Origin of the sequence: Kitasatospora sp. NPDC058032, from assembly GCF_042885845.1 — a bacterium.
GTDB lineage: Bacteria > Actinomycetota > Actinomycetes > Streptomycetales > Streptomycetaceae > Kitasatospora.
On sequence record NZ_JBHVRK010000007.1, the window covers coordinates 58,185 to 72,109 of the forward strand.

Genomic DNA, 13,925 nt, shown 5'->3' on the forward strand with positions numbered 1-13,925 from the left:
ATCCGTCTCGTCCTACGGTAGAGTCTGCCTGTCCCCCCGTCAACAACCCGCATGTCAGGGAGGTTTGCGTGAACCGACAGTGGTCGGTCGAGGAAAGCATGCTGATCGGGGCCCGCCCCGAAGTGGTCTACCGGGCCGTCAGCGACATCCGCCGGATGGGTGAGTGGAGCCCCGAGTGCAAGGCGGTACTGGCCCGGCGCGGGCCGGCCGCCGCAGGCTCGCCGTTCGTCGGGTTCAACCGGCGCGGCGTGGCGGTGTGGTTCACCACCTGCCGGGTCACCCGGGCCGAGGAGGGCCGGGAGTTCGCCTTCCGGGTCGGCATTTTCGGGCTGCCGGTGGCGAGTTGGGGGTACCGCTTCGAGCCGGCCCCGGACGGCGGCACGACGGTCACCGAGTACTGGCAGGACCTGCGGAAGGGGCCCGGCGCCCGGCTCACCGAGCTGCTCGGGCTGGTCTTCACCGCCACCCGCCCGATCGACCGGGCGCGGATCAACCGCCAGGGCATGCGCACCACGCTGGAACGGCTCAAGCGCGCGGTCGAGCGCGGCTAGGAGGGTTCGAGGAACGGGCCGCGCCGTGCCGCACGGCGCGGCCCGGGTGTCACTCGGAGCGCAGGTAGGGCGAGTTCAGCGTGCCGTCGACCAGGCGCTCGACGTCCGCCTCGGAGAAGGTCTCGTCGAAGAACAGGCAGCGGAACAGCATCACGCCCGCCCAGCTGTCGAGCACCAGCGAGACGTCCGTGTCCGGCGGCAGGTCGCCGCGCTCGATCGCCCGCTCCAGGGCCTGCGTCGAGCGGTTCTTGCGCTCGCCGACCAAGTTGTCCCGCAGCACGTTCTCGAACTCGGAGCTCGCCGCCGTGTCGGCGATCAGACCGGGCAGCACCGCACGGACCTCACGCAGGCCGAACAGCCTGGCCAGCGTGTTGGCCGCGGCGAGCATCTCCGCCCGGCTGTCGCCCAGGTCGGCCGTCGGCACCTCGGGGAAGGAGTCGCGCAGGGCGTCCAGCACCAGGGACGGCTTGTTGGGCCAGGTGCGGTAGATCGTCGCCTTGCCGACCCCGGCGTTGGCGGCCACCCCGCCGATCGTCAGCTTGGCGTAGCCCTGGGCGACGAGCATCTGGTGGGTGACGGACAGGATCCGCCGACGGGCCTCCAGGTCCCGCATGGCCGCCCCGGACGCGCCGTCCACGCGTGTCAGCGTGCGCTTGGTACCCACTGCTTCTCAATCCCCTGGCGTCGGAAGTGACTTGCGGCGACGGACGTGGCCGGTATCAGAAAAGAACGAGTCGGACCGTTCTATCATGACTGCGCCGCGCCGGGCCACCTCGTCCGCGGCGCGCCGGGCTGCGGCGAGGTACGGCGGGGTGCGCCGGGCTGCGGCGGGGTGCGCGCACCGCCGTGCACGCACCCCGCCGCGCCGGCCTCAGGCGCCGCGCCCGTCCAGTACCGCCTGGAAGGCGGCGGCCAGCCTCGGCACCAGCGCCAGGTCGGTGAACATGGTGTAGTGGTTGCCGGGCACCGGGACGACCGACATCTCGCCGTCGACGTGGGAGCGCCAGTAGTCCTTGCTCAGCAGCTTGATCCGCAGCACCGCCACCTCCTCCTCCGGGTGCGGCTGCTCGGCGTCGAAGACCACCACCGGTCCGCTGACCTTCCCGTCCGGGTAGTACCCCTTGAGGGCCTCGTGGTTGCGGCGCCAGATCCGCACGAACCGCAGGAACTCCTCCTCCCCGGCGGGCAGCCAGTCCGGGCGGGTCCTGAGCACCTCGGCCACCTCGGCCATGCTGCGCGGCGGAGCGGCGTCGCGCCGGATGCCGGCGTCCGGCATCACCGAGGCGATCATCTGCGGCAGCGCGACCAGGAACTCCTGCTCGGTCAGGGACTCGCCGACGTACGCCTCCGGCGGGTGCGCGTCGAACAGGTACAGCCCGGAGACCCCCTCGCCGGCCCGCTGCAGCTGCAGGGCGACCTCGAAGGCGAGGTTGCCGCCGAAGGAGTAGCCCGCGAGCCGGTACGGCCCGTGCGGCTGCACCGCCCGCATCCGCTCGATGTACAGCGCGGCCAGCTGCCGGATGGTGACCGGTCCGTCGCCGAGCTCACGGGGGTACGCGAACGCGGTCAGCGGGCCGTCGAAGTCCAGGTGCTCGGCCAGCCGGAAGTAGCAGAAGTTGGTGCCGCCCGCCGGGTAGATCAGGAACAGGTGCGGGCCCTCGCCCTCGCGCACCCGGACCATGGCGGAGTACTCGGCCGTGCCGTGGACCAGCTCCGTCAGGTACTCGGCGATCCCGCCGGGGGTGCGGCGGTCCGCGAACGCCTCGAAGTCGACCTCCACGTGGTAGCGCTGCGACAGCAGGCTCGCCGCGTCGACCGCGGTGAGCGAGTCGCCGCCGAGGTCGAAGAAGTCGTCGTCGGGGCCGATCCCGTCGATGCCCAGCAGCTGCTGCAGCACGGCGACGACCTCCGCCAGCAGCTCCCCGGCGGCGGCCCCCGGCGCGGCCGGCGTCGCGGCCGGGGCCGGGACCGGGGCGGCGGCCTCGCGGAGCGCCGGCTCGATCCAGTGGCTGCGCGGTTCGAGCGGGTAGCCGGGCAGGACGGTCTTCACCGCCGAGCCGAGGTCGCCGAGCAGCTCCGGCGCGACGCTGCCGCCCGCCACGAAGTCCCGGGCCGCCGGGTGGTCGCCGGCCCGCCCGCCGCCGGCCAGGAACGCGTCCAGTCCGGCCAGCGCCTCGTCCAGGGACCCGGCGACCAGCGCCAGGCGCTCCGTCCAGTGGGTGCGGCCGGTGCCGAGCGTGAGGGCGAGGTCGTCCAGGCGCGGCCGCGCCTGCTCCAGGTGGCCGCGCAGCCGCTCGGCCTGCCGGACCAGCGCCTCGGGGCCGCGCGCGGACAGCAGCAGCAGGTACGGCTCCCCCGCCGGCTCCCGGCGGCGCTCCGCCGCGACGTGGCGGCCCAGGACGCAGTGCCCGTTGGTGCCGCCGAGCCCGAAGGAGCTGACCGCGGCGGCCGTGATCGGCTCGGCCGGCAGGTGCTTGTCGGTGTGCACCACGTAGCGCGAACGCTCCAGCGGGATCAGCGGGTTGACCGCGGCGAAGTTGATCTGCGGGGGCACCGTCTGGTGGTGCAGCACCAGCGCGGTCTTGATCAGGCCCACGATGCCCGCGGCCGCGTCCAGGTGCCCGAGGTTGGCCTTGACGCTGCCCAGGGCGCACTCCCGGGTGGCGTGCTCGTGCGCCATCGACAGCGCCCGGATCTCGATCGGGTCGCCGATCGCGGTGCCGGTGCCGTGCGCCTCGACGTAGCCGATCTCGTCCGCCGAGGTGCCGGCCGCGGCCAGTGCGGCGGTGACGGCGCGGGCCTGGCCGCGCACGCCGGGCGCGGTGAAGCCGATCTTGTCGGAGCCGTCGTTGGTCACGGCGCTGCCGCGGACCACCGCGTAGATCCGGTCGCGGTCGGCGAGGGCGTCCGCGAGCCGCTTGAGCACGACCACGCCGGCCCCGTTGCCCCGCACGGTGCCGCCCGCCGCCGCGTCGAACGGCCGGCAGTCGCCGTCGGGGGACGCGATGCCGCCCTCCTTGTGCAGGTAGCCGGAGTGCTGCGGAACGGTGATGCTCACCCCGCCGGCCAGCGCGACGTCGCACTCGCCGCCGCGCAGCGCGGCCGCCGCCTGGTGCAGCGCCACCAGCGAGCTGGAGCAGGCGGACTGCACGGTCTGGCTGGGGCCGGTGAGCCCCAGCTTGTAGGAGACCCGGGTGGCCAGGAAGTCCTTGTCGTTGCCGATCAGCACCGGGTAGCTGAGCTCGGTCGGCGCGCCCTCCTGCTCGTCGCGCAGGATGTTGTTGAGCAGGTAGGTGCTCATGCTGGAGGAGGCGAACACCCCGATCGCGGCGTCGCCGGCGCGCGGCACCGTCCCGGCGTCCTCCAGGGCGCGCCAGCAGGTCTCCAGGAAGACGCGGTGCTGCGGGTCGGTCACCCGCGCCTCCTGCGGGGTGTAGCCGAAGAAGTCCGCGTCGAAGCGGTCGACGTCCTCCAGCGGGACGCCCCGGGCCACGTAGCCCGGCTGGGCCCGTAGCCGCTCGTCGACGCCGGCCGCGGCCATCTCCTCGTCGGTGAACCCGCGCACGGCGCTGACGCCGTCCACCAGGTTCTGCCAGAACTCGTCCACCGTGCGCGCACCGGGCAGGCGCACCGCCATGCCGACGATGGCCACGGGCTCCGCGGGATTGGCGGCAGTCATGTCGTTGCTACGCTCCTTGGTCATGCCGCACCACCGGCGGCGAGGGTCAACAGGTCCAGGTGGGTGGCCAGTTCACGCACGGTCGTGTGCATGAACAGGTCGATCATCTCCAGGCCGGGCACGTCCTGGGCGAGCCGGCGGTGCACCTGGAGCACCTGTACCGAGCTGCCGCCGATGTCGAAGAACCGGTCGTCGGCGGTGAATTCGGAGAAGCCGAGGACCTCCCGCCAGACCCGGGCGACCCGGACGACCGCCGGGGTCGCCGTGCCGTCCGCCTCGGCGAAGGACAGCCGGGTGTCCGGCTCGGGCTCGGACCACGGCAGCGCGGCCGCGTCGACCTTGCCGTTGACGGTCAGCGGCAGCGCCGCCACCTCGGCGTAGCGCGCGGGCAGCATGTAGCCCGGCAGCAGGTCCTTCATCGCCGCGCGGATCCGCTGGTCGTCCGCCTCCGGGCGGCGCACCACGAACCCGACCAGCTGCGGCTCCGCCGCCCGCTCGTCCAGCAGGACGGCGCAGTCGGTGACGCCGGGCACCTCGCGCAGCGCGGTCTCGACCTCGCCCAGCTCGATCCGGTACCCGCGCAGCTGGACCTGCTGGTCCATCCGGCCCAGGTAGACCAGGTTGCCGTCGGCGAGCACCCGGCCGAGGTCGCCCGAGCGGTAGAACCGCCCCTGCTCTCCGGGGAGTTCGACGAAGCGCTCGGCGGTGAGCTCCGGCTGTCCCAGGTAGCCCAGCGACACCCCGGCGCCGGACACCAGGATCTCGCCGGGGACGCCGACCGGGACCGGCGCCAGGTGGTGGTCGACCACCCGGACCGCCAGGTCCGCGAGCGGCTTGCCGATGATGCTGGGACGGCGCTCGGCGATGTCCTCGGGCGTCACCCGGTAGGACGTCACATGGACGGTGGTCTCGGTGATGCCGTACATGTTCACCAGCTCCGCCCGCGGGCCCAGCAGCTCGACCCAGCGCGCCAGGCTGTCGAACTGCAGCGCCTCGCCGCCGAAGACCACGTAGCGGACCCGGATCCGGTCCACGTGGCGCTCGTCCAGCGCCCCGCTGAGCCGGCGGAAGGCCGAGGGCGTCTGGTTGAGCACCGTGACGCCGGTCTCAGCGAGGAAGTCGGCGAACCGGTCGGGCGACTTCCGCTCGGCCTCGGACGGGACGACCAGGCGGCCGCCGTAGAGCAGCGCGCCGTACATCTCCCAGACCGCGAAGTCGAAGGCGTAGGAGTGGAAGAGGCACCAGGTGTCGTCGGCCGTGAAGCGGAACTCCCGGTCGGCGGCGCCGAACAGCCGCAGCACGTTGGCGTGGGTGACCTGGACGCCCTTGGGCTTGCCGGTCGACCCGGAGGTGAAGATCACGTAGGCGGGGCGCTGCCGCAGGTCCCGCACCGGGAGCGGCGTGCCGGGCAGGTCCGCGGCGGCGCCGAGCAGTTCGTCCAGCGGCAGGCGCGCGTCGTGGCCGATCCCGGCGAAGACGTCCGGTCCGCAGATCAGCGGCAGCTCCGCGAACCGGCCGATGATGTGGCGCACCCGGGCCTCGGGCGCCGCCGGGTCGAGCGGCACGTACGCCTTGCCGGCCTTCAGCACGCCGAGCAGTACCGCGATCAGGTCGCAGCCGCGGTCCATCGCGACGGCCACGTGGTCGGCGGGCACGGTCGCCCGCAGCCGGCGGGCGATCCGGTTGGCCCGCTCGTCCAGTTCGCGGTAGCTCAGCCGCTCGGTGCCGTACTCGACCGCGGTGCGGTCCGGGTACTGGGCGGCCCGCTGCTCGAAGACGGCCTGGACGGAGGGCGCGGTCGGGACCGGGAGGTGCCGGTTGACCAGGGCGTCGATGGCCCGGGCGCGGTCCGGGGAGACGCCGCGCACCTCGGCGAGGTCGACGTCCCGGCCGACGGCCACCGAGTCCAGCAGGGTCAGCAGGGTGGCCGGCGGGTCGCCGGCCGCCAGGGCGTCGGTGTGCGCGAGGTGGTAGCCGTAGCCGTCGCCGAGGTCCTCGACCCGGGCGACGAGCGGGTAGACCAGGTCGCGGCGGTGCAGTTCGAGGCTCTCGGCCGTCCAGTCGGCGATCCGGAAGGCGAGTGCCTGGCGGTAGTAGGTGAAGGAGCTGCTCGGTGTGTGGCGTCCGGCCCGGACCGCGGGGATGACCTCGTCGGCGTGCGCCGTCAGGTCGAAGTCCTCGTACCGGATCATCGAGCCCATCCGCTCCTCGACGTCCCGGCACAGGTCGCCGAAGGTGGCGTAGGCGTCGAGGTCCACCGCGAGCGGCAGGGTGTTGACGAAGTAGCCGTACGCGAGGCGCCGGCGCTCGTCCCTGCGGCGGTTGCCCAGCGGGATGGCCGTGGTGACGGTGCGGCTCGCGCTCAGGGTGCCGAGCAGCAGCAGGTGCACACCGAGGAAGAAGCTGAACTTGCGCACCCCGAGCTCGGCGACCGTCTTGTCGATCGCGGCGTTCAGCTCCGCGTCCAGCGGCAGCCACAGGTGCGAGCCCTCGAGGATCCCCTCGCCGTTGCGGCCGGCCTCCAGTTCCTCCAGCGCGAGCGCGGAGAGGCCGCCCAGCATCGAGCCGAAGAACTCCTTCGCGGCGGGGTCCCGGGCGTCGCCGTCCGGGAAGTCCAGCGGGCTGAGCTCGGCGCCGGCCGGCCGCGCGGAGGGGTCCCGGTAGAGGCGCTCGATCTCCGGGCCGACGTTGTAGAAGGCGAAGGCGTCGCAGATCAGGTGCGACATCCGGATGGTCAGGAAGGTGGCGTGGTCGTCCTCGACCAGCGTGTAGTCGTACAGCGGCCAGCGGTCGACGGGGATCTGCCGGCGGGCCTCCCCCGACATCCGCTCCCGGACGCGCTCGGTGGCGTCGCCCGCGCAGCGGGTGAGCGGTACCCGGTAGCGGCGCTCCGGGTCGTACACCGCCCTGACCTCGCCGTCGCGCTCCGCGAACACCGTGTTGAACGCGACGTTGGCGTTGAGGAACGCCTCGACCGCTCCGCGCAGGCGCTCGGAGTCGATGTCCCCGGTCATACGGAAGGCGAACGTCAGATCGTACGAGGTGTCGCGGGGATGAACTTTTCCGTGCAGATAGAGCTTTCGCTGAGCGGCCGTGAGAGCGCGTACCGTCTCGGGCATTTCTGACATCCCCCATGAGTGGCTTGCTGATTGCCGTGGAGGCTCGGTCCCGGCGATCTGGATATGCCGAATAAGGCACTGACGAAAATCTCGCGACACGGCGGCCGATTGCCCGCTGTGCGGATGCCGTGACTCTCCGCGGGCATCGCTGTCGGGGTTCGGGGCCCGCCGCCCCGTCCCGGCAGTGAAGAAGAACCTGCAGGTCGGGCGCGATGCTGCCGGGCGGTGGAGCTTTCCAGAACGGATCGACTCGACCCACACTAGGCCCGGCCCGGGTGGCCGTCAAGGAACTGCCGCCTCCGTTTACGCATCCCTGATAACCCGAATCACGTTCTTCGGCCAGTTTCTGAGGCCCCGTCGGACCGGGCATCCGGAACCCTTGAAATGGCCTGCCCGCTGACTACCATTGGGCGGCGACGCACCAGAATCAAGGGGGATCGGTGAAGGTCCGACAGCAGGAATCCGCCAGGTCTTCTCGCGCAGAGGAGAGCGGGGGGGAGCAGTCCGGCGGGGACGGCCGGCCCGGGCTCTCCGCCGTGGAACTCGTACCGGTGGGCGCACTGCTGCCCGCCGATTCACCGCGCAGCGCCGGCGAGGACCCGCACCACACCCAACTGCTCGCCCAGTCCGGGGCGGTGCTGCCGCCGATCACCGTGCACCGCGGCTCGATGCGCGTGGTGGACGGCATGCACCGCCTGCGCGCGACCGTCGCGCGCGGCGAGGAACTGATCCGGGTGCGCTTCTTCGAGGGGACCGCGTGCGAGGCCTTCCTGCTCGCCGTGCGCGAGAACACGGCGCACGGCCTGCCGCTGTCCCTGAGCGACCGCGCGGCCGCGGCCTCCCGCATCATCCGCTCGCACGGGACCTGGGCGGACCGGGCGATCGCCGAGACGACCGGCCTGTCCGCCAGGACGGTGCGGGAGATCCGCCGGGTCACGCTCGACGAGGCCGACCAGCCGGCCGTACGGCTGGGCCGGGACGGGCGGACCCGCCCGCTGAGCAGCGCCCGGGGGCGGGTGCTCGCCGGTCGGTTGATCGCCGAGATGCCCACCGCCTCACTGCGGCAGATCGCGGAGCTGGCCGGCATCTCCCCCGGCACCGTCCGGGACGTCCGCGCCCGGATCGACCGCGGCGAGGATCCGGTGCCCCCGTCGATGGCCGGAAACACCCGCCGGAGCAGCGGAGCTGATCGTCCGTCAGCGCCGTCCGCGGCCGAACGGCACGCGCACCGCAGGCCCGCCGGCTGGGTCGAACGGGAGGCCGAGCGGGAACCCGGGCGCGAACACCCGCCGATCACCGAGCAGCGGCAGATCGCGGAGCAGCGGCCGCCCACGGAACAGCCGCCGGCCGCCGAGCCGGCCCGCGACCAGGGAGCGCTGCTCGCCCTGCTGGCGAAGGACCCCTCGCTCAAGTATGCGGAGAACGGCCGTCTCCTGCTACGCCTGCTCAGCGCCACCTCGCTGCCCCCGCAGTACTGGCGGGAGCTGATGAACGCCGTCCCCGGCCACTCCCTCCCGCTGGTCAGCCAGGCCGCCAGGGCCTGCGCCGAGACCTGGGCGGAGTTCGCCGACCGGCTCGACGGCCGGGCCTGAGGGACCGTCACCGGCCGTCGCCGTGCAACTGCCGCAGAATCCGCGGTTGCACAGCACGAGGGCCGAGGGTGCGCGGCGCGCGGTCGGGCGGCTATCGTCACCAGTGCCTTCACCGCACCGCGGGTCAGCGGGCTTCCACACCCCTGAAGCGACCCGGTCCGGGAGGCTCGTTCGGCGCCGCGCGGCAGGACCCAGGGTCCTCCGGACCGTGGTCGACCACCCTGCCCGCACGCCGCCGACGCATTCCTGCCGGCGGTCCGCACCTGCCCGACGCCACTGCCTCGGGGACGAAGCCCGTCACGGACCATCGTCGACCACGACGGTCCCGGGCGCGCCGCGGCCACCCTTCGCGGCGCCCCGTCCCCGGCCTCCCATCCCACAGAAAACGGGGAACCCGACATGAACCTTCTGGAATCCACAGCGCCGGTGGCCACACGGACCGGACTGACCCACCCGGTCGGCATCCTCGGCACCGGCCTGCACGTGCCCCGGACCGTGGTCACCAACGAGGACCTCACCCGCACCCTGGACACCTCCGACGAGTGGATCACCTCCCGCACCGGCATCCGGGAACGGCGCTTCCTGGAGGAGGGCCGCGTCACCTCCGACATGGCCGTCGAGGCCGGCCGCCAGGCGCTCGCCCGGGCCGGGGTCGAGGCCTCGGAGCTGGACGCCATCGTGGTCGCCACGTTCACGCCCGACCAGCCGCTGCCCTCCACCGCGATGATCATCGGGGAGGCGCTCGGCGCCCGCCGGGCGATGCCGCTCGACCTCACCCAGTCGGCCTGCTCCGGCGGCATCTACGCCCTGCTCACCGCCGCGCACCTGCTGCAGAACACCAACCACCGGTACGTCCTGGTCATCGGCGCCGACGCCGGCTCGCGCGGCACCGACCCGCAGGAGCGCACCACCCGGGTCTTCCTCGGCGACGCCGCGGGCGCCGCCCTGCTCGGCCGCACACCGGCCGGGTTCGGCCTGCTGGGCTGGGACACCGACGGCGAGCTCTCCTACGAGGTGGAGATCACCGCCGGCGGCTCGCGGCTGCCCACCAGCCCGGAGACCGTCGAGGCGCGCTCCCAGTACCTCAAGATGAACGGCAAGGCCGTGTGGAACATGGCCACCGAGAAGCTCCCGGAGAGCATCCGCCGCACCGCCCGCCACGCCGGGGTCGAGCTGGACGAGGTCCAGCACATCCTGCTGCACCAGGCCAACCTCAACATCATCAACGAGGCCGCCAAGGCCCTCGGGGTCTCCGCCGACCGGGTGCCGACCACCGTCCAGCGGTTCGGCAACACCGCCGCCGCCAGTGTGTTCACCGTGCTGCACGAGACCATCGAGAACCGGGCGCGCCACGGCGACCTGCTGATCATGTCCGCGATCGGCGCGGGCTTCCTCTGGGGTTCGGCCTGCTTCCGGCACTTCGACCCGTTCGGCGAGGCGTAACGTGCTCGCGGTGGTCGCCAAGAGCGCCGACCGGGCCGACCCGCTGGCCGGGCTGCACGTCGGCGACTGGCCGGCGCCCCGGGCGGAGGGCGACTGGACGACCGTCACGGTCCGCGCCGCCTCGCTCAACCAGCACGACCTGTGGACGCTGCGCGGCGTGGGCCCGGGAGCCCGGCACCTGCCCGTCGTCCTGGGATCCGACGCGGCCGGCGTCGACGAGGACGGCAACGAGGTCCTCATCCACCCGGTGGTCGGCGACCCCGCCGCCGGCCACGGGGACGAGACGCTCGACCCGGCCCGGACCCTGCTCGGCGACGAGCACGACGGCACCTTCGCCGAGCGGGTGGCCGTACCGCGCCGCAACCTCGTGCCCAAGCCGGCGGGCCTGTCGTTCGAGGAGGCCGCCTGCCTGCCCGGTGCCTGGCTGACCGCGTACCGGATGCTCTTCAAGCGGTCCGGGGTCCGGCCCGGCGGGACGGTGCTGGTGCAGGGTGCCGGCGGCGGGGTGTCGACGGCGCTGATCGCGCTGGGCTCCGCCGCCGGCTACCGGATGTGGGTGACCGGGCGGAGCGAGGAACGCCGCGAGCGCGCGCTGCGGCTCGGCGCCGAGGGCGTCTTCGCGGCCGGAGCCCGCCTGCCCGACCGGGTCGACGCGGTGATGGAGACGGTGGGCGAGGCCACCTGGGCCCACTCACTGCGCAGCGTGCGCCCCGGCGGCCGGGTGGTGGTCAGCGGCGCGACGACCGGGGCGATGCCGCCCGCCGACCTGGCGCACGTCTTCTTCCGGCAGCTGACGATCGTCGGCTCCACCCTGGGCACCCGCGAGGAGCTGGTGGAGCTGGCCGCGTTCTGCACCGCGCACCGGCTGGCCCCGGTGGTCGACCGGGTGCTGCCGCTGAGCCGGGCCCGGGAGGGCTTCCAGGTCCTGGCGGACGGCGCAGTGTTCGGCAAGGTCGTCTTCGATCCGTCCCGATGAGCGGCCGCCCTGACGTTGTGCTGACTGATCGCCAGTTTAGGTCTCGTTCAAAGGAATTGGTAAGCCGTGCCCGGCCGGAAGCGTCCGGGCACGGCTCCCCCGGCTCAGCGCGGGCCCATCCGCATGGCGCCGTCGATCCGGATGGTCTCGCCGTTGAGCATCGGGTTCGCCACGATGTGCAGCGCCAGGGCCGCGAACTCGTCCGGGTCGCCGAGCCGCGCGGGATGCGGGACCTGGTCGCCGACCGAGGACTTCGCCTCCGCCGACAGGGCGCTGAGCATGGGGGTGTCGAACACCCCCGGCGCGACGGTGACCACCCGGATCTTCAGCGGCGCGAGGTCCCGGGCGGCCGGCAGGGTCAGGCCCACCAGTCCGCTCTTGGCCGCGGCGTACCCGGCCTGGCCCACCTGCCCGTCGAATGCCGCGATCGAGGCGGTATGGACGACGACCCCGCGTTCCCCGTCCACTTCCGCGTTCCGGGACATCCGGTCGGCGGCGAGCCGGAGCAGATTGAACGCGCCCACCAGATTGACCGTGACCATCCGCTGGAACTCGGCGAGCGGGTAGGGGCCGGTTTTCCCGACGATTTTCACGGCATTCGTCGCACCCGCGCAATTCACCACCACCCGCAGCGGGCCGAGCGCCTCGGCAACGTCGAGTGCGCCCGCCAGCTCCGCCTCGCCGGTGATGTCGGCCGCCGCGAAGACCGCCCGATCGCCCAGCTCACGGGCCACCTGCGGACCCCGCCCACCGGGCCGGCCGACGATGACCACCCGGGCGCCGGCCGCCACCAGCCGCCGGGCCGTGGCCAGCCCCAGGCCCGAAGTGCCCCCGGCGACCAGGGCGACGCTCTCTGCGATCTGCACGCTGCTGCTCCCTCTCCCGAATTTCGGTTCGCACGCTCTCGTGATTCGACGACCTGACGGCACGCCGGTGTCCGATGGTAATTGCGAATCCGGCCGGAATCCCTTTGCACAGCGTTTGATCAATCCGTCCGGACCGACCGGAGCGGTCGAATCCGAACCCGTCCCCACTCCCCCGAAGGAAAGGTGCCTCATGTTCCGTCAGACCCGGGAGCCCGGCCTCTGGACCGCCGGCCCCGACGACGGCCGCCCGCTGGTGCTCGTGCACGGCATCCGGCTGTCCGCACGCATGTGGCTGCCGGTCGCCGGCCGGCTGGCCGACCGGTACCGGATCACCGCGTGCGACCTGCCGGGCCACGGCGCCCTGGGCGACCGCCCGTTCACCCTCGAAGGAGCGGTCGAGCGGATCGCGGCCGCCGTCGCCGAGGCGAGCCGCTCCACCGGCCGCCGTCCGGTCGTCGCCGGCAGCTCGCTCGGCGGCTTCGCCGCGCTCACCTACGGCGCCTCGGAACACGGCGGCGCGGTGGGCCTGTTCGCGCACGGCGCCACGCTCCGGACCGACGGTCCGCTGCTGCTCCCGCACCGGGCCGCCGCCCTGGTCCAGCGCGGGCTCGGCGAACGGTGGTCGCTCCGGCTCAACCGGGCCGCCCTGCGCCGCGGACTGCCCGCGGAGAGCTATCGGGCGATCATGGCGGGCGGGCTGTCGGAGCGCGGGTTCGGCGAGGCGATCGCCGTGATCTCCCGTACGGACATGCTGTCGACGATCTCCCGCGTCCGCACTCCGGTGATCCTCGCCAACGGCCTCGGCGACCCGCTGTTCCGGCTCCAGGAGCGGCGCTTCCTGGACCGCGTCCGGGAAGTCGGCACCCCGGCCCGGCTGGTGCACGTCCCGGGGCCGCACCTGCTCCCGCTGACCGACCCCGAGGTGTTCGGCCGTGTCCTCGACCGCGGGTGCGCCGAGTTGGCGGCGGCGGAGGAGCCGGGTCCGTGAACCCGGCCCCCGATCACGCCTCGGTCGCGCCGCCCGGTCCGGCCGGACCGGCCGGACCGCCCGCGCCGCCCGCGCCGTCCACGCCGTTTACGCCGGCGATGTAGGCCGCGATGTCGGCGATGTCCCGGGCGGCGACCGGCACCGGTACGGAGGGGGCCATGATGTGACTGATCGTCAGTCGGACGGCGGCGTCGACCATCAGCCGCCGCCGCTCCGGACTCACCTGCGGCCACGCCCGGTCGACGTACCCGGCGATCAGCGCGTAGGTGCAGTCGAAGACGCTCTCGGAGCGCGTCGTGAGCGGCGAAAGCAGCGCCCGGTCCCCGCCGACCGCGCTGCTGACCGCCCCGTTCAGCAGCGGGTTCTCGGCCGCGAACCGCAGGGCGAACCCCACCCCCTCGGCGGCGCTCTCCCGCAGGTCGTCCGGATGCTTGCTCAGCTCGTCGACGATGCCGCCCAGGAAGCGTTCGATCTCCCGCGCGACGAGCTCCTCCCCCACCGCGTCCAGGGAGGGGAAGTGGTCGTGCACCACCGCCCGGCCGACCTCGGCCGCCTTGGCGATGTGCGTCAACCGCAGCTTGGCCCAGCCGTGTTCGACCACCAGGTCGTAGGCCGCGTCGAGCAGCTGATTCCGAAGCGGCGAGCGGGCGGTGTCAGTCACGTCTTCCATAGCGCCCTCACGCTAAGGCATGAGCCACGGCCGTGACGACC

At 73.3% G+C, this 13,925-nt stretch carries 10 protein-coding genes; 5 read left to right on the forward strand and 5 right to left on the reverse strand.

The annotated features are described in order from the left end of the window. The first annotated feature begins 68 nt into the window (after nt 1–68). Entirely contained in the window at nt 69–551 is a 483-nt protein-coding gene (locus ACFVUH_RS13795; RefSeq protein ID WP_355363279.1) for an SRPBCC family protein, read from the forward strand. Nucleotides 552–600: 49 nt separating this feature from the next. Here the strand turns inward: ACFVUH_RS13795 and ACFVUH_RS13800 are convergent, their stop codons facing one another. From ACFVUH_RS13800 to ACFVUH_RS13810, 3 genes are all read right to left on the reverse strand, one after another. Further along, a complete protein-coding gene (locus ACFVUH_RS13800) occupies nt 601–1,188 on the reverse strand; it encodes a TetR/AcrR family transcriptional regulator (RefSeq protein ID WP_355363277.1) in 588 nt (195 codons plus the stop codon). A gap of 234 nt (nt 1,189–1,422) precedes the next feature. Beyond that, nucleotides 1,423–4,254 (reverse strand): beta-ketoacyl synthase N-terminal-like domain-containing protein, encoded by a 2,832-nt coding sequence (locus ACFVUH_RS13805; RefSeq protein ID WP_387913222.1) that lies wholly within the window; start codon nt 4,252–4,254, stop codon nt 1,423–1,425. After that, nucleotides 4,251–7,358 carry an amino acid adenylation domain-containing protein gene (locus ACFVUH_RS13810; RefSeq protein ID WP_387913224.1) on the reverse strand — a complete coding sequence of 1,036 codons (3,108 nt, stop codon included), beginning with the start codon at nt 7,356–7,358 and terminating at the stop codon, nt 4,251–4,253. The genes ACFVUH_RS13805 and ACFVUH_RS13810 overlap by 4 nt, the downstream gene beginning before the upstream one ends. 527 nt (nt 7,359–7,885) lie before the next feature. Between ACFVUH_RS13810 and ACFVUH_RS13815 the strand changes: the two genes are divergently transcribed. The 3 genes from ACFVUH_RS13815 (at nt 7,886) to ACFVUH_RS13825 (ending at nt 11,360) form a co-directional block, all read left to right on the forward strand. After that, entirely contained in the window at nt 7,886–8,941 is a 1,056-nt protein-coding gene (locus ACFVUH_RS13815) for a ParB N-terminal domain-containing protein (protein ID WP_387913226.1), read from the forward strand. Nucleotides 8,942–9,340: 399 nt separating this feature from the next. Further along, nucleotides 9,341–10,384: a 3-oxoacyl-ACP synthase III family protein gene (locus ACFVUH_RS13820; protein ID WP_387913228.1), complete on the forward strand. Its 1,044-nt coding sequence runs from the start codon at nt 9,341–9,343 to the stop codon at nt 10,382–10,384. Nucleotide 10,385: 1 nt separating this feature from the next. Next, nucleotides 10,386–11,360, forward strand: coding sequence for a zinc-binding dehydrogenase (locus ACFVUH_RS13825; protein ID WP_387913230.1), 975 nt, complete (start codon nt 10,386–10,388; stop codon nt 11,358–11,360). Nucleotides 11,361–11,464: 104 nt separating this feature from the next. Here the strand turns inward: ACFVUH_RS13825 and ACFVUH_RS13830 are convergent, their stop codons facing one another. Beyond that, nucleotides 11,465–12,226 (reverse strand): SDR family NAD(P)-dependent oxidoreductase, encoded by a 762-nt coding sequence (locus tag ACFVUH_RS13830; protein ID WP_355363265.1) that lies wholly within the window; start codon nt 12,224–12,226, stop codon nt 11,465–11,467. Nucleotides 12,227–12,416: 190 nt separating this feature from the next. Between ACFVUH_RS13830 and ACFVUH_RS13835 the strand changes: the two genes are divergently transcribed. Next, nucleotides 12,417–13,214, forward strand: coding sequence for an alpha/beta fold hydrolase (locus ACFVUH_RS13835; RefSeq protein WP_387913233.1), 798 nt, complete (start codon nt 12,417–12,419; stop codon nt 13,212–13,214). A 13-nt stretch (nt 13,215–13,227) separates the two neighbouring features. Here ACFVUH_RS13835 and ACFVUH_RS13840 read toward each other — a convergent pair whose 3' ends face one another. Beyond that, on the reverse strand, nt 13,228–13,875 hold the full coding sequence (locus ACFVUH_RS13840) for a TetR family transcriptional regulator (protein ID WP_387913235.1): 648 nt from the start codon (nt 13,873–13,875) through the stop codon (nt 13,228–13,230). Nucleotides 13,876–13,925: the final 50 nt, after the last annotated feature.

Bases quoted from the DNA above. Each gene is read 5' to 3' on its own strand.
- ACFVUH_RS13835 (WP_387913233.1), top strand. From the start codon at position 12,417: ATGTTCCGTCAGACCCGGGAGCCCGGCCTCTGGACCGCCGGCCCCGAC.
- ACFVUH_RS13805 (WP_387913222.1), bottom strand. From the start codon at position 4,254: ATGACCAAGGAGCGTAGCAACGACATGACTGCCGCCAATCCCGCGGAG.
- ACFVUH_RS13820 (WP_387913228.1), top strand. From the start codon at position 9,341: ATGAACCTTCTGGAATCCACAGCGCCGGTGGCCACACGGACCGGACTG.
- ACFVUH_RS13810 (WP_387913224.1), bottom strand. From the start codon at position 7,358: ATGTCAGAAATGCCCGAGACGGTACGCGCTCTCACGGCCGCTCAGCGA.